Here is a 13,581-nt window from a genome sequence, read left to right on the forward strand (position 1 = left end):
CTATTCAAGGATGCGAGTTCCACCTGCCACTTCAGCGATATAGAAGCTTGGAGCGTAGCCAACTACTTCTTCATAGTGCTTGCCTACAGCTTCTTTAAAGGACTCAACAGCATCCTTTTGAACCAAGGCAATGGCACAGCCACCAAAACCTGCTCCTGTCATACGAGCACCAAGAACACCTTCTTGAGCCCAAGCTGTATGAACAAGGGTATCTAATTCCAAACCAGTTACTTCGTAATCATGCTCAAGTGAAACATGAGAAGCATTCATCAAATGACCAAACTTGTACAAATCTCCCGCTTGAAGAGCCGCTTGCGCTTTAAGCGTACGTTGATTCTCAAGAACGGCATGGCGCGCACGTTTCAAGCGATTTTCGTCTTTGATGAGGTAGCTATATTCATCAAAAGCCCATTCATCCAATTCACCCAAGGTTTGAATATTTAAGGCCACTTGGAGTTCTTCTACTGCTTTTTCACATTCAGCACGACGTTCATTGTACTTAGAATCCGCAAGTTCACGGCGTTTGTTAGTGTTCATGATAACAACAACATTGTCCTTCAAATCAAGGGGAACCAAGTCATATTCTAAACTATTTGTATCCAGATAAATAGCACGTTGGTCTGCCCCCATACCAATAGCAAATTGGTCCATGATACCAGAGTTAACACCAATAAAGTTATTCTCTGTCAATTTTCCGATTTTAACCAAATCTAGACGATCCAATTTTAGGTCAAAGAGGTATTCTGCCACGACACCTGTCAAAAGCTCCAAAGAAGCTGAAGATGACAAACCAGCACCATTCGGGATATTCCCATAGACATAGAAATCAAAACCTTTATCAATCACATGCCCAGCTTCTTGCAAGAAATGAAGGACACCTTTTGGATAGTTAGTCCAGTTGTGCTCCTTCTCAAACTTAAGGTCAGCCAGAGGAACTTCGATAATGCCTTTGTCCTCAAAGTTTGCGGAGTAGAAACGCAAAACTTGGTCATCACGCTTGCGTGCTGCTCCATAAGTTCCTAGTGAAATAGCAGCTGGGAAAACATGGCCACCGTTGTAGTCAGTATGTTCCCCAATCAAGTTGATACGGCCTGGTGAGAAGAAGGTTTGATCTGCTTCTTGACCAAAAACATCAAGAAAGTCCTTGCGAAGTGCATCAGCAGTAAGATGTTGTGTCATATGAATTCTCCTTTGACAATTTGTTAGGTAAAAAAGTTTACCTTGTAATCGTTTTCTTCTATTGTACCCAAGGGTTTTGCTTTGGTCAACATTTTTACCGATATTTTACTAAACTATGAGTAAAAAGATAGAAAAATATGATATAATAACCTAAAAAGGAGGGGAATTATGGCTACACTCAAAGATATTGCTCAGTTAGCCTCTGTCTCAATCGCAACTGTATCCCGTGTCCTCAATCGCGATCAGAGTCTATCTGTCACAGAAGAAACCCGACATCGTATTTTAACTGTCGCCGAAGAACTAGGTTATACCAAACATCTCAAAACAGGCGAAAGTCACAAACTGAAACAAAAGATTGCCATTATCCAGTGGGTCAGCGAACAAGGTGAGTTGGAAGACCTCTACTACTACCAGATTCGACTAGGAATCGAAAATAGGGCACAAGAATTAGATTACGAAATCTTACGCTATTTCAATGATCAACCTTTTACGCTTAGCGAAGAAGTCATTGGAATTCTTTGTATTGGAAAATTTAGCCAAGCACAGATTGCATCATTTGAAGAATATCAAAAACCTCTAGTTTTTCTAGATAGTGACACCATAGCCTTGGGACACACCTGTGTCATTACAGATTTTAATAATGCTGTTAGACAGGTAGTCGATTACTTTACAGACCACGGGATTAAGAAGATTGGTATCTTATCCGGTCTTGAAACGACTACTGACCAAGAAGAAGTCATCGCAGACAAACGCTTAGGTTACTTTAAATCCTATACACAAGAAAAAGGAATTTATAACGAGAAATTCATTTTTCAAGGTCTATTTACTGCCCAATCTGGATACGACTTAATGAAAGAGGCTATCGAGAAATTAGGAGATAAACTTCCACAAGCCTTTTTTGCAGCCAGTGATAGCTTGGCCATTGGTGCCCTTCGCGCCCTTCAAGAAGCCAGCATCAGCATACCAGAGCGCGTCAGTATTATTTCCTTTAATGATACCATTCTAACCAAGCAAGTGTTCCCACCACTTTCTAGTATCACAGTTTACACCGAAGAAATGGGACGCACAGGAATGGATATCCTGAACAGAGAAGTCCTTCACGGCCGTAAAATCCCAAGTCTGACCATGCTAGGAACCAAACTAACTCTCAGAGAAAGTACCTTGCATTAAGTACAACAACTGAACATAAAAAAACCTAATAGAGATTCTCAAATCCTATTAGGTTTTTCTTTTTATCCTCAATGAAAATCAAAGAGCAAACTAGGAAGCTAGCCACAGGTTGCTCAAAGCACTGCTTTGAGGTTGTAGATAAGACTGACGATGTCAGTTACCTATATCTACGGCAAGGTGAAGCTGACGTGGTTTGAAGAGATTTTCGAAGAGTATTAATCCATCACAATCATAGACTTGATAGTCTTGCGCTCATCCATATCTTTATAAGCCTGATTAATATCATCCAAGCTGTAACTATTAGTAAAGACACGTCCTGGATTGATATCACCGTCAAGGACAGCTTTGAGCAAGAATTGTTTATCGTATGTTGTCGCAGAAGCTGCTCCACCTGCAACAGAGATATTTTGCATAAAGGTTGAACCAAGTGCACGATTCTTATAATGTGGAACTCCTACAAATCCCATGCGACCGCCATTATGAAGGACACCCAGTGCTTGCTCAACAGCAGCCTCAGTACCAACACACTCAAGTGCTGCATCTGCTCCACCGCCAAGAATTTCACGTACCTTGGCAATTCCTTCTTCTCCTCGCTCAGCTACGACTGCTGTCGCGCCTGACTCCAAGGCCATTTGTTGACGGTCTTCGTGGCGACTCATAAGGACAATTTGGGATGCGCCACGCATTTTGGCTGCGATAACCGCACATTGACCCACAGCACCATCCCCGATAACGACCACCTTGTCACCTTTTTGCACATTAGCCACACGCGCTGCATGGTAACCGGTCGGCATGACGTCAGCAAGTGTCAAAAGTGACTTGAGCATGCCTTCGCTATAATCTGAAGGTTGACCAGGAATTTTCACAAGTGCCCAATTAGCGTAGTGGAAACGGAGATATTCAGCTTGGAAATTTCCTCCTAGATTATTTCTAATATGATTGTCACAAGAACCATCAAATCCAGCACGACAAGCGTCGCATTCCCCACAGCCATGAGTAAATGGTACAATCACAAAATCACCGGGCTTGACTGTTGTAATGGCCTCTCCAGTTTCTTCAACGATGCCAATTGCTTCATGTCCACTATTTTTGTGACCCGCTTTAATATCTGGATTACGATAGCTCCAAAGGTCTGAACCACATACACAAGCACGAACCACACGGATAATAACATCATCTGCCTCTTGAATACTTGGACGCTTGATTTCCTCAATACCTACCTGACCTGCTTTTGTATATACTGCTGATTTCATAAAATTTCCTCTCTGTATGTAACTACCTTAAGTATACACTTTTTATCAAGCTTTCGCTCAATTATACTATAGCACATTAATGGTGATGATCATGCCCATGACTTTGACTAGCTTCCAGCTCTTCCATATTTCTCTTGTGAGTTTGGTGTGTTTCTAGGTCTGCATCAACCTCAATGGTGACGTTTTGAAAACCACAATCTTTAAGTTTGCTTCGAATGGATTCTTTACAAACCTCCATGTGGTTGACATGCTCTAGACAAACATGGACAATGGCATTTTTCTCCAAACCATCCATGGTCCAGAGGTTTAGCTGATTGATACTAGCCACATGGTCCAGTTGCTCCAAATCACTCTTTACTTGCTTGATATCCACTCCTTCTGGCACGGCATCGAGGAAAATCTTAAGCGTGGACCAAAAACGTGGAATAGCTTTTGACAGAATAAAGATAGAGATGACAAGAGATAAGAGCGGATCCAGAATATACCAGTCGGTAAATCGCAGAACAATGGCCATTAGGATAACAGCCACCCAACCCAGAGTATCCTCCAGAAAGTGCAGGCTCAAAATAGACTCATTCTTAGTTTTTCCCTTTCGAACTACTAGACTTGCCAGCACATTAATGCTGACTGCTATGATTCCTAGCCAGAGGATACCCTCATCATTGACAGGTTGTTGATGAAAGAGTTTCGTTATATTTCCCAAGATAACCAGAACAGATCCTGTCATCAGAATCACAGCCGTTACCATAGCCCCCAAAAGGCTAAATCGTTTGTAACCCAAGGTGTAATGACTATCTTCTTCACGATTGGAGATTGTTTCAAGAAAGGCTGATACCCCAATTGCGATTGCATCTCCCATGTCATGAACGGAATCAGCAAGAACTGCACTCGAACCAAATACTCCTCCAGCGATAAACTCGACAATAGCATAACTCAAATTCAAGAAAAAAGCTAACCAAACTGCATGTTTTGTCTTCATAATCCTGTTTCCTCTGATATAATAGATTCATGAACATCCTGTTCATTATCATTATCTAACATTCATTACAGAAAGGATAGGAGCAAACTGTTTACTTTATAAGATACTGAACAGTTTGTTCAAAGTGTCCATATGACTACTCAAGATCGTCGTATTAGCAAGACTCGAAAAGCTATTTATCAGGCTTTCTTGCACTTACTCAACCAAAAAGACTACGAGGCCATCACCGTTCAGGAAATCATAAACCTTGCTGATGTAGGGCGCTCAACTTTTTACAGCCATTACGAGAGTAAGGAATTATTGCTAGATGAACTCTGTCAAAATCTCTTTCACCATCTCTTTGAGCGTGCTGAACACCTCTCACCACAAGACTATCTGGCTCATATCTTTCAGCATTTCAAGAAAAATCAAGACCATGTGACCAGTCTCTTGCTCTCTAAAAACGATTATTTTATCCGGCAACTGCGAAAAGAACTAGAACACGATGTCTACCCAATGGTAGCCGACGAACTCATCAAGTCCCATCCAACTCTCCCTCACTCTTACCTCAAACACTTGGTCGTCAGCCATTTCATCGAAACCCTCAGCTGGTGGTTGAAAAAAGGCAAGTCCTACACGGAACAAGAAGTGATCCAATTTTATTTGGAGATTTTAAAAGTGGGCTCGAACTAGAAGGGAGTATTTTCAATGACCAGCGTGCAATTTTACTTTCTATTTCCATCACTCTTCATGCTTCACGAACTGGAAGAAATCGTTTGGATGCCATCCTTTGTCAAAAAAATATCAATCCAGTATCCAAACAATCGAATCCTATCTTATTACACTCCTTTTGCTTTCAATGCCATTGTCTTAGAGCAATTTCTGATCCTAATGACGTCGCTATATCTTAGTTACCAGTTTAACAACTATAGCATTTACGCAAGCATCATAATCGCTTATATCTACCATGTCTTAGGACATCTGATTCAGACAGTCGTTATTCGAAAATATGTGCCCGGATTGTTGACGGGCATTTTAACGAGTTTGTTTGCTCTTTGCAATCTCAAAAATGAATTTCCAATTAAACTTTATGGTTACTCTCTTTTTACCTTATTGGTTATTATTTTAAATCTTGTAGTATCATTTATGATTCTTCATAAAATCAGTCATAAAAAATAGTACTCAGGCAATCATATCTTAGAAAGGAAACCCTATGTTCTTCCCCATTCTTCTCGGCTTTTTTACGGCCTTCTTTGCCCTTGCTTTTGTTCTTCTTCACTTATTGGCTTCTCTGTCTGAAGTTAAAAAAGGGAATCACACTCTAGGAAATACATTTCTCCTTATCGGAAGTAGCTTTGCGACCTTATCTATCTTCCTCTACTTCTTTTTGCCGATTATCGCACTATCTCTTTGGATGATTGGCTGTGGATTAATTTGCTACGGAGCCTATTGGAATGGCAAACAAAAAGAAAACTTCCATCCAGCCCACCATCTGATTCGAATTGGAATTGCACTGGTGCTTACCATCTTGTTAGCCTTGGTACAATAAAAAAGGATCTTTTGATCCTTTTTTGTATACTCATAAACTAATACTCCTTTGATTATTGCTTAAGTATTCCTTCTTGAAGGAGAAACTCATGCGCAACCTCTTCAGCCGATTGACCTTCCACACCAACCTGATAGTTCATCTGACTCATCTGGCTCTCGGTGATTTTACCGGCTAGTTTATTGAGGACTGCTTCCAATTCAGGATGTTTTTCGAGTAATTCAGCCTTCATGAGTGGAGCCCCTTGATAAGGTGGGAAGAGGTGTTGATCATCTTCTAAAATCATCAAGTCATACCTAGCAATTTCAGCATCCGTTGAGTAAGCATCTGTAATTTGAATGTCACCTGAATGGATGGCTTGGTAGCGAAGAGCTGGTTCCATGGTTGCCACATTGAGATTCAATCCATAAACAGACTGCAAGCCCTTGTTTCCATCCTCACGGTCATTAAACTCCAGAGTGAATCCCGCCTTGAGCTGTCCTTCTACTTTTTTCAAGTCTGAAATCGTCTTAAGTCCATATTCTTGCGCAATTTTTTTAGGAACTGCTATAGCATAAGTATTTTGATAAGCCATGGGTTTAAGAAAGGCTAGTTGATCCTGTTTGGCAATGCCGTCACGAGCCACCTCGTAAACCTTTTCTGGGTCATGCCCAATTTGTGGAGATGGTTGGAGGAGACTCTCTGTCACTGTTCCAGAAAATTCTGGATAGATATCAATGTCCCCTTTTTTCAGCGCTTGGTAAAGAAAGTCTGTCTTCCCAAAATTGGGTTTAACCGTCACCGTCATATCCGTATTTTCCTCGATGAGAAGTTTATACATATTCATGAGAATCTCAGGTTCAGGTCCTAACTTCCCAGCAATGACGAGATTGTCTTTCTCATTATGTGGAATGATGCTTGGAGCGTAACTCGCTCCCAAACCAAGCACCATAACAGCAAAGGCTGCAACAATTGTACGCAGCTTTGCCTTTTCTAACCATTTGAGAACAACATTAAAGAGAATGGCCAAAATGGCTGATGAGATTGCCCCGATTAAAATGAGACTAGCATTCCGACGATCAATTCCCAAAAGGATAAAGGAGCCCAATCCTCCAGCTCCCACAAGAGCGGCTAAAGTCGCTGTCCCAATGATCATAACGGTTGCTGTACGAACCCCCGATACAATGACAGGCATGGCAAGTGGAATTTCAAACTTCTTGAGTCGCTCCCACTTGGTCATTCCAAAAGCAATCCCTGCTTCCTCAAGACTAGGATCAATGCCGTTCAAGGCTGTGATTGTATTTTCCAAAATCGGGAAAATAGCGTAAATGACAAGGGCTGTGAGGGCTGGTAAGGTTCCAATTCCCATGAAAGGAATAAAGAGTCCCAACAAAGCCATTGAGGGAATGGTCTGGAAGATACCCGCAACTTGTAGCACCCAGTTCGCCGCTTTTTTGTGGCTATTTAGATAAACCGCCAGAGGAATCGTCAGAAAAATAGCAACCAATAAGGTCAAAAGAGACAATTGCAAGTGTTGTCCTAGAGCTGCTACCCATTCACTAAAACGTTCTTGAAAAGTTGAAATAAAATTAGACATGAAGGTTACCTCCAAACAAGTTCGCTACAAAGTCTGTCGCAGGCGCTTGTAAAATTGTTTCAGGTTCTGCCACCTGGCGAATTTCTCCATCCTGCAAAACTGCAATTCGATCCCCTAACTTTAAGGCCTCGTCCGTATCATGGGTTACGAAGATGGTAGTCATACCGAACTCCTTGTGCAATTCCTTGGTGAGAGCTTGCAACTGCTTGCGAGAGATAGCATCCAAGGCTGAAAAGGGCTCATCCATGAGTAAGATTTTTGGTTCCCCAATGATAGCCCGCACAATGCCAATCCGCTGTTGCTCTCCACCTGATAACTCGCTTGGTAAACGATGAGCATAATCTGCAGCAGGCAGGCCAACCTTGTTCAAGAGTTCTTCTGTTTTAGAGGTGATTTGCTCCTTGCTCCAGCCCTTCATCTCAGGAATGAGAGCAATATTTTCCGCAACTGTCAAGTTAGGAAATAGGGCAATGGCTTGAAGGACATAGCCGGTACTGAGACGTAACTCCCGTTCATCATAGTCCTTGATACGTTTCCCATCCATATAGATATTTCCATCTGTCGGCTCCAAAAGACGGTTAATCATCTTGATCATAGTGGTCTTTCCAGATCCTGAAGGACCCACTAGCACCATGAATTCTCCATTTTCAATGCGAAGATTGACATCTTTTAAAATGTCCTTTTCTGTATAGCGCAAGGCTACATGTTTGTATTCAATCATTTTTTTCCTCAATAAGTTTTCTATCTCTAAGAATATCCAAAAGGCTGCTTGCTGGATGCCCTAGGACTTTTTCGATATCTGTTGAAACCCCAGCCTGTTCGCCAGCTTTAATCGCTGTATAGGTACTGACCCAGGCATCGTACTCCCAAGTTTGTGCTGGCCATTTTTTTCGTGACTCATAGGCTTCTTCTACTGATTCATCTAGATACGTGATGTTCTTACCGGTCTCCTTTGAGAGAAGCGATACGATTTCTTCCATGGAAAGATCCTCTGGCCCTGTCAGATTCAAGGCTTGATTTTCCCACTCCTTAGGATTTAAAAGAATCTCTGCTGCAACCCTAGATGTGTCCTTACGGGCAACAGCTGATACAAGGCCACTGCCAGCCGGACCACGAATCTCTCCATTTTCAAGCGCAATATCAATCAAGAAATCCAAGTAAAAATTATCTCTCAAAAAAGTATAGGTGAACCCTAACTCCTTGATATAGGCTTCCGTCTGGGCATGATCTCGAGACAAAGTGAACGTTGCCTTCTCATCTGCCCCATAAAAAGAGGTATAAACGATATGTTGCACCCCCGCCAGCTTTGCAGCATCTAAAAACTCCTTGTGCTCCTTGACACGCTCTGGATTTTCCCGAGCAGAAACCATCAACAAGATATCGATACCCTTTAAAGCCTCAACCACCTCTGGAGTATTGGCATACACTATTTTACGGATCTCCGCAGACGCGTAGACTTTTGCACGCTCTGGGCTTCGTGCTAGATGGACTGAAGCGATTCCTTTCTTATCGACAAGATTAGCAACATAGGAGCCTAAGTTCCCTGTTACACCTGTAATTCCGATCATAACTGTTACTTCCTTTCCCTACAAATCATTTTCTTTAGCTTTTAGATTTGAGATTATACGCTCTTGATACTCCTCAAATTCTCGGATTTCTTGATCTGAAAAACCTTGATAAAAAATGTCTCCCAGTTCCTTGCTGACACGGTCCCCAATTTCTTTTTGCGCCCAACCAAGGTCTGTCAAAGAGATATATTTTTTCCTTTTATCCTGCGTGCAAGGTTGAATCGTGACCAAGCCTTGTTCTTCCAATTTCTTAACCATACTGGTCAATGTATTATTGGCTAGACCTGTCGCAAGAGCGATATCGGTCGCAGTAGCGCACCCCAAGTCTTGCTTCCACAAAATCGTTAAAATTTTCCCTTGTTCACTTCTATATTGAGCATCTGGTTCCTTACCCAAGAGTTTTTGAAAGATACGCCCATTTAACAATCGAATCTGTAGAGCTTGGTAACCTCCTAACATCTTGTCCATTTTGTCTCCTTTTTTGTTCTATATCGAAATATTAAAGTCATTGTACCACTGCCTGTTACATCTGTCAACTATTTCGATATAGAAATAATAAAAAACTTCCTACCAAAAAGTAGAAAGTCAACATTTTAATAAAATTAAACATGAATCACATCAGAAGCATTCCTCTTAAAGAAAGTGCTATGAGCCAGATAAGGACCGTACTTAGAATTTTGACTATAAACCAACCATAAAGGAATGATAAAAATTTTTATAAAATAGAGTAAGCAAAAAAGTAAAAAAGAACTAAAACTAAGAGTTTTTAAATCAAGAAAGTAAAGGTAACAGACAATTGATGTATTCAATAGAATATTGAAACCCGTAGCAAAACTAGCCGATAAGATATTCGTCTTTATCTGAGGATTAAAGAGTTTGACAAGAAATAAGGCTAATAAAGAAGTATTATAAATACAAATTGGTTTATAATTATTACGATAGAAAACCAAACATTTATGATTATAAAAAATAAGCCCACTACTAAAATTACTCGCCTTGTTAATCCAAACATGGGAAACTCCACTGATATCACTCCAAGGAACAAATAAATCCAATCTTCTAAGGTAAATACCATCCTGTGTAATATAAAATTTCCAAGGGAAAAGAAAATGTATGCCGATACCAAGTAAAAGCAATAAAAGAAGGAAATGCACTAACTGTGTTTTATCAAAACTAAAAGCGTAATCATAAAATGTTATCGTTTGAAATCCTCGACCAACAATTTGATTAAAGTCTAGAAAAAACAAAACAATTATGAATAAAACATATCTATAAAAAATACTACGAAACTTTACACATTTAGTCATAGATCATATTCTCCTAAATTATACTATCATCAAATAATACTTTATAATTTTATGTAACCCTAGTATACCATTAAATACTCAAAGAGTATGAAAATGATAGAAAGAGATATTAAAAAATAGAGTCTAGTCAAAACTAAACTCTTTATCTTTTACTCTTCTTCTACCAAACGTTTAAACTCTGCTTGGATCTCTGTATTTTCTGTCGGTTTTAAGTACATGATTCCACCATTTGTCGTTGGTGAATGAAAAACAATCGTTTCTCCTGTGTTAGTTATCGCAAAGAAGTAACTATGCACATCCGGGTATTTATCCCAATTACTATAACGCTCTACAATTCGGTACTGGGCATTTCCTAGACCTGTATCCGTATACTCAGCATTCATTTTCTCACTTGGTCCATCATCCCTAAGTGTATAGAGATGGTCAGCCCCCACATCTCCTCCTGCGATTCCCTTTTGGTAATTGGGTTGTCCTAGTCTTTCTCCCCAGCCCTTTATAAAAGCTTCTAGTTTGGCAGATTTGTTGGGATTCCATGGTGCTTTCTGCTTTTCTCCCGAAATTGTCGTGCTAGTAGAGCTTTCAAATTTCTGCCAATCTAGTTGCTTGAAGTTCATTAATTCGGCTTCTGTCTTACCAAAGTCAGAGTGCAAACTTTTGTTACCTGGAACACGAATGTTCTGTTCCTGAATTTTATTTGCTGCTTGCTGGTTCGGATTCATATGATAAAGTACCCCTCTGCCTTCACCTGATCCAGAGGACCAGCTTAATTCTAGTATATCTCCATCCTTATAGATATTCATAGAATTTCTAGCACCACCATGGCCCGCTACAAAACCTTCTGCTAAAAGTATCGGTTTCTCATTTACAAGATAATAAAGACCCGAAATAAAATAATCACCATTAGATTGCTCGACGCCTATTAATAATTCCTCTACACCATCTTGATTAAGGTCTGTATAGACATAGCGCATCTTATCCGCTTGATAAACTGCATTTTCAAGTGCCCAACTATCAATAGGCCGATCAGTTGTATTCAGATTTTTATAAAGATCTAGAATTTTAGCTGTATCCTTAGGTGTAGAAAGAATTTTTTGGTAATCATCAAAAATCGACTTGTATAATTCTTTATAATCTTTCTTAGATGATTCATTCGTTGTAGACTGACTAGTAGAAGACGATAAGCTGCTATCCTTACTAGAAATTTCAACATTTTGACTCCTACAACCAAATGTAAATAAACTTAGAACAAGAACAAAGAAAGATCCTAATACTTTTTTATTCTCCATAGCATTCTCCTTAATAGTTACAGAAAAATAATGCTTAAATCTCTCTTACATTATATCAAATATAAAAAACTTTAACATAAAAGAATAAAACTTAAAAAGCAATAACTGATTTAAAATATGAAAAAAGGGAAAATAAAAAAAGAGCTAAAAAGCTCTTTCATTACGGAGAATAAGGGATTCGAACCCTTGCGCCGGTTACCCGACCTAACGATTTAGCAAACCGTCCTCTTCAGCCTCTTGAGTAATTCTCCTATTAATGGGCACGAGTGGACTCGAACCACCGACCTCACGCTTATCAGGCGTGCGCTCTAACCACCTGAGCTACGCGCCCAAGTTAAAAACTTGGTAATGAACAAAGTTCAAAGCGGGTGACGAGAATCGAACTCGCGACAACAGCTTGGAAGGCTGTAGTTTTACCACTAAACTACACCCGCATAAATATATAAAAATATGGCGCGAGACGGAATCGAACCGCCGACACATGGAGCTTCAATCCATTGCTCTACCAACTGAGCTACCGAGCCAATATTGCGGGAGCAGGATTTGAACCTACGACCTTCGGGTTATGAGCCCGACGAGCTACCGAGCTGCTCCATCCCGCGTTAATAATAAATAAAGGAGGATGTGGGATTCGAACCCACGCACGCTTTTACACGCCTGACGGTTTTCAAGACCGTTCCCTTCAGCCGGACTTGGGTAATCCTCCATCATTCCAATGGACCTTGTAGGACTTGAACCTACGACCACTCGGTTATGAGCCGAGAGCTCTAACCAGCTGAGCTAAAGGTCCAACAAGATCATTATAGCGGCGAAGGGGATCGAACCCCCGACCTCCCGGGTATGAACCGGACGCTCTAGCCAGCTGAGCTACACCGCCATCAATCGGGAAGACAGGATTCGAACCTGCGACACCTTGGTCCCAAACCAAGTACTCTACCAAGCTGAGCTACTTCCCGAAGTAAATGTTTAATGCACCCTAGAGGAGTCGAACCTCTAACCGCCTGATTCGTAGTCAGGTACTCTATCCAGTTGAGCTAAGGGTGCTCTTCAATATATGCCGAGGACCGGAATCGAACCGGTACGATCGTTACCAATCGCAGGATTTTAAGTCCTGTGCGTCTGCCAGTTCCGCCACCCCGGCCTCTATAAGCGAACGACGGGATTCGAACCCGCGACCCCCACCTTGGCAAGGTGGTGTTCTACCACTGAACTACGTTCGCATCGACTCTGGTTTATATTAAAAAAAATGCCGGCTACATGACTTGAACACGCGACCCTCTGATTACAAATCAGATGCTCTACCAACTGAGCTAAGCCGGCTGATTTCTATTATGCGGGTTAAGGGACTTGAACCCCCACGCCGTTAAGCGCCAGATCCTAAATCTGGTGCGTCTGCCAATTCCGCCAAACCCGCAAATATGACCCGTACTGGGCTCGAACCAGTGACCCATTGATTAAAAGTCAATTGCTCTACCAACTGAGCTAACGAGTCAAATAACTTTCGTTATTACGGTCCCGACGGGAATCGAACCCGCGATCTTCGCCGTGACAGGGCGACGTGATAACCGCTACACTACGGGACCTATGGGAGTTAACGGGATCGAACCGCTGACCCTCTGCTTGTAAGGCAGATGCTCTCCCAGCTGAGCTAAACTCCCTCGAGCTAAGCGACTTCCATATCTCACAGGGGGCAACCCCCAACTACTTCCGGCGTTCTAGGGCTTAACTTCTGTGTTCG

13 protein-coding genes and 17 tRNA genes are annotated in these 13,581 nt (G+C 41.3%); 4 read left to right on the top strand and 26 right to left on the bottom strand.

Annotation, left to right across the window (positions count from 1 at the left end; translation table 11 throughout):
• Entirely contained in the window at nucleotides 1–1,179 is a 1,179-nt protein-coding gene (locus I1J71_RS04720) for a galactokinase (RefSeq protein WP_195183908.1), read from the bottom strand.
• Between the two features lie 168 nt (nucleotides 1,180–1,347).
• Here I1J71_RS04720 and I1J71_RS04725 point away from each other — a divergent pair, with 168 nt between their 5' ends.
• On the top strand, nucleotides 1,348–2,349 hold the full coding sequence (locus tag I1J71_RS04725) for a LacI family DNA-binding transcriptional regulator (protein ID WP_195183909.1): 1,002 nt from the start codon (nucleotides 1,348–1,350) through the stop codon (nucleotides 2,347–2,349).
• Nucleotides 2,350–2,564: 215 nt separating this feature from the next.
• Here the strand turns inward: I1J71_RS04725 and I1J71_RS04730 are convergent, their stop codons facing one another.
• Both I1J71_RS04730 and I1J71_RS04735 read right to left on the bottom strand, forming a co-directional pair.
• Nucleotides 2,565–3,602, bottom strand: a complete 1,038-nt coding sequence (locus I1J71_RS04730) for a zinc-binding dehydrogenase (protein WP_195183910.1) — start codon at nucleotides 3,600–3,602, stop codon at nucleotides 2,565–2,567.
• Nucleotides 3,603–3,678: 76 nt separating this feature from the next.
• Complete coding sequence (locus tag I1J71_RS04735) at nucleotides 3,679–4,581, bottom strand: cation diffusion facilitator family transporter (protein WP_195183911.1); 903 nt, start codon at nucleotides 4,579–4,581, stop codon at nucleotides 3,679–3,681.
• Between the two features lie 132 nt (nucleotides 4,582–4,713).
• Here I1J71_RS04735 and I1J71_RS04740 point away from each other — a divergent pair, with 132 nt between their 5' ends.
• From I1J71_RS04740 to I1J71_RS04750, 3 genes are read left to right on the top strand one after another with little or no spacing between them, the layout of a single operon-like run.
• On the top strand, nucleotides 4,714–5,253 hold the full coding sequence (locus tag I1J71_RS04740) for a TetR/AcrR family transcriptional regulator (protein WP_195183912.1): 540 nt from the start codon (nucleotides 4,714–4,716) through the stop codon (nucleotides 5,251–5,253).
• 15 nt (nucleotides 5,254–5,268) lie between these two features.
• On the top strand, nucleotides 5,269–5,739 hold the full coding sequence (locus I1J71_RS04745) for an HXXEE domain-containing protein (protein ID WP_049494338.1): 471 nt from the start codon (nucleotides 5,269–5,271) through the stop codon (nucleotides 5,737–5,739).
• 34 nt (nucleotides 5,740–5,773) lie between these two features.
• Nucleotides 5,774–6,109 (top strand): glucuronide permease, encoded by a 336-nt coding sequence (locus I1J71_RS04750; protein ID WP_195183913.1) that lies wholly within the window; start codon nucleotides 5,774–5,776, stop codon nucleotides 6,107–6,109.
• A gap of 52 nt (nucleotides 6,110–6,161) precedes the next feature.
• Here I1J71_RS04750 and I1J71_RS04755 read toward each other — a convergent pair whose 3' ends face one another.
• The 23 genes from I1J71_RS04755 to I1J71_RS04865 form a co-directional block, all read right to left on the bottom strand.
• Nucleotides 6,162–7,682, bottom strand: coding sequence for an ABC transporter permease/substrate-binding protein (locus I1J71_RS04755; RefSeq protein ID WP_195183914.1), 1,521 nt, complete (start codon nucleotides 7,680–7,682; stop codon nucleotides 6,162–6,164).
• Nucleotides 7,675–8,403, bottom strand: a complete 729-nt coding sequence (locus I1J71_RS04760; RefSeq protein ID WP_195183915.1) for an ABC transporter ATP-binding protein — start codon at nucleotides 8,401–8,403, stop codon at nucleotides 7,675–7,677. The genes I1J71_RS04755 and I1J71_RS04760 overlap by 8 nt, the downstream gene beginning before the upstream one ends.
• Nucleotides 8,396–9,250, bottom strand: a complete 855-nt coding sequence (locus I1J71_RS04765; protein WP_195183916.1) for an SDR family oxidoreductase — start codon at nucleotides 9,248–9,250, stop codon at nucleotides 8,396–8,398. Before I1J71_RS04765 ends, I1J71_RS04760 begins: the two co-directional genes overlap by 8 nt.
• A gap of 18 nt (nucleotides 9,251–9,268) precedes the next feature.
• Nucleotides 9,269–9,718 (bottom strand): MarR family winged helix-turn-helix transcriptional regulator, encoded by a 450-nt coding sequence (locus I1J71_RS04770; RefSeq protein ID WP_195183917.1) that lies wholly within the window; start codon nucleotides 9,716–9,718, stop codon nucleotides 9,269–9,271.
• A 134-nt stretch (nucleotides 9,719–9,852) separates the two neighbouring features.
• Nucleotides 9,853–10,557 carry a hypothetical protein gene (locus tag I1J71_RS04775; RefSeq protein ID WP_195183918.1) on the bottom strand — a complete coding sequence of 235 codons (705 nt, stop codon included), beginning with the start codon at nucleotides 10,555–10,557 and terminating at the stop codon, nucleotides 9,853–9,855.
• A 149-nt stretch (nucleotides 10,558–10,706) separates the two neighbouring features.
• Nucleotides 10,707–11,843, bottom strand: coding sequence for a DUF4767 domain-containing protein (locus I1J71_RS04780; RefSeq protein ID WP_195183919.1), 1,137 nt, complete (start codon nucleotides 11,841–11,843; stop codon nucleotides 10,707–10,709).
• Between the two features lie 163 nt (nucleotides 11,844–12,006).
• A tRNA-Ser gene (locus I1J71_RS04785) sits at nucleotides 12,007–12,094 on the bottom strand.
• Between the two features lie 6 nt (nucleotides 12,095–12,100).
• Nucleotides 12,101–12,174 (bottom strand) — tRNA-Ile (locus I1J71_RS04790).
• A 32-nt stretch (nucleotides 12,175–12,206) separates the two neighbouring features.
• Nucleotides 12,207–12,277, bottom strand: a tRNA-Gly gene (locus I1J71_RS04795).
• Between the two features lie 17 nt (nucleotides 12,278–12,294).
• Nucleotides 12,295–12,367 (bottom strand) — tRNA-Phe (locus I1J71_RS04800).
• Nucleotides 12,368–12,371: 4 nt separating this feature from the next.
• A tRNA-Met gene (locus tag I1J71_RS04805) sits at nucleotides 12,372–12,445 on the bottom strand.
• Between the two features lie 14 nt (nucleotides 12,446–12,459).
• A tRNA-Ser gene (locus I1J71_RS04810) sits at nucleotides 12,460–12,549 on the bottom strand.
• Between the two features lie 10 nt (nucleotides 12,550–12,559).
• Nucleotides 12,560–12,633, bottom strand: a tRNA-Ile gene (locus I1J71_RS04815).
• A 13-nt stretch (nucleotides 12,634–12,646) separates the two neighbouring features.
• Nucleotides 12,647–12,720 (bottom strand) — tRNA-Met (locus I1J71_RS04820).
• 5 nt (nucleotides 12,721–12,725) lie between these two features.
• Nucleotides 12,726–12,799 (bottom strand) — tRNA-Pro (locus I1J71_RS04825).
• Between the two features lie 14 nt (nucleotides 12,800–12,813).
• Nucleotides 12,814–12,887, bottom strand: a tRNA-Arg gene (locus I1J71_RS04830).
• 11 nt (nucleotides 12,888–12,898) lie between these two features.
• A tRNA-Leu gene (locus tag I1J71_RS04835) sits at nucleotides 12,899–12,984 on the bottom strand.
• A gap of 7 nt (nucleotides 12,985–12,991) precedes the next feature.
• Nucleotides 12,992–13,063, bottom strand: a tRNA-Gly gene (locus I1J71_RS04840).
• A gap of 27 nt (nucleotides 13,064–13,090) precedes the next feature.
• Nucleotides 13,091–13,163, bottom strand: a tRNA-Thr gene (locus I1J71_RS04845).
• A 12-nt stretch (nucleotides 13,164–13,175) separates the two neighbouring features.
• A tRNA-Leu gene (locus I1J71_RS04850) sits at nucleotides 13,176–13,257 on the bottom strand.
• A gap of 5 nt (nucleotides 13,258–13,262) precedes the next feature.
• Nucleotides 13,263–13,335 (bottom strand) — tRNA-Lys (locus tag I1J71_RS04855).
• An 18-nt stretch (nucleotides 13,336–13,353) separates the two neighbouring features.
• A tRNA-Asp gene (locus I1J71_RS04860) sits at nucleotides 13,354–13,426 on the bottom strand.
• 2 nt (nucleotides 13,427–13,428) lie between these two features.
• Nucleotides 13,429–13,501: transfer RNA gene (locus I1J71_RS04865), tRNA-Val, on the bottom strand.
• Nucleotides 13,502–13,581 lie beyond the last annotated feature (80 nt).

Source organism: Streptococcus infantis (assembly GCF_015546995.1).
In the GTDB taxonomy this organism is placed as follows: domain Bacteria; phylum Bacillota; class Bacilli; order Lactobacillales; family Streptococcaceae; genus Streptococcus; species Streptococcus infantis_J.

Excerpts from the sequence above, each read along its gene's own strand:
- I1J71_RS04720 (WP_195183908.1), bottom strand. The coding sequence starts at position 1,179 with ATGACACAACATCTTACTGCTGATGCACTTCGCAAGGACTTTCTTGAT.
- I1J71_RS04725 (WP_195183909.1), top strand. The coding sequence starts at position 1,348 with ATGGCTACACTCAAAGATATTGCTCAGTTAGCCTCTGTCTCAATCGCA.
- I1J71_RS04730 (WP_195183910.1), bottom strand. The coding sequence starts at position 3,602 with ATGAAATCAGCAGTATATACAAAAGCAGGTCAGGTAGGTATTGAGGAA.
- I1J71_RS04735 (WP_195183911.1), bottom strand. The coding sequence starts at position 4,581 with ATGAAGACAAAACATGCAGTTTGGTTAGCTTTTTTCTTGAATTTGAGT.
- I1J71_RS04740 (WP_195183912.1), top strand. The coding sequence starts at position 4,714 with ATGACTACTCAAGATCGTCGTATTAGCAAGACTCGAAAAGCTATTTAT.
- I1J71_RS04745 (WP_049494338.1), top strand. The coding sequence starts at position 5,269 with ATGACCAGCGTGCAATTTTACTTTCTATTTCCATCACTCTTCATGCTT.
- I1J71_RS04750 (WP_195183913.1), top strand. The coding sequence starts at position 5,774 with ATGTTCTTCCCCATTCTTCTCGGCTTTTTTACGGCCTTCTTTGCCCTT.
- I1J71_RS04755 (WP_195183914.1), bottom strand. The coding sequence starts at position 7,682 with ATGTCTAATTTTATTTCAACTTTTCAAGAACGTTTTAGTGAATGGGTA.
- I1J71_RS04760 (WP_195183915.1), bottom strand. The coding sequence starts at position 8,403 with ATGATTGAATACAAACATGTAGCCTTGCGCTATACAGAAAAGGACATT.
- I1J71_RS04765 (WP_195183916.1), bottom strand. The coding sequence starts at position 9,250 with ATGATCGGAATTACAGGTGTAACAGGGAACTTAGGCTCCTATGTTGCT.
- I1J71_RS04770 (WP_195183917.1), bottom strand. The coding sequence starts at position 9,718 with ATGGACAAGATGTTAGGAGGTTACCAAGCTCTACAGATTCGATTGTTA.
- I1J71_RS04775 (WP_195183918.1), bottom strand. The coding sequence starts at position 10,557 with ATGACTAAATGTGTAAAGTTTCGTAGTATTTTTTATAGATATGTTTTA.
- I1J71_RS04780 (WP_195183919.1), bottom strand. The coding sequence starts at position 11,843 with ATGGAGAATAAAAAAGTATTAGGATCTTTCTTTGTTCTTGTTCTAAGT.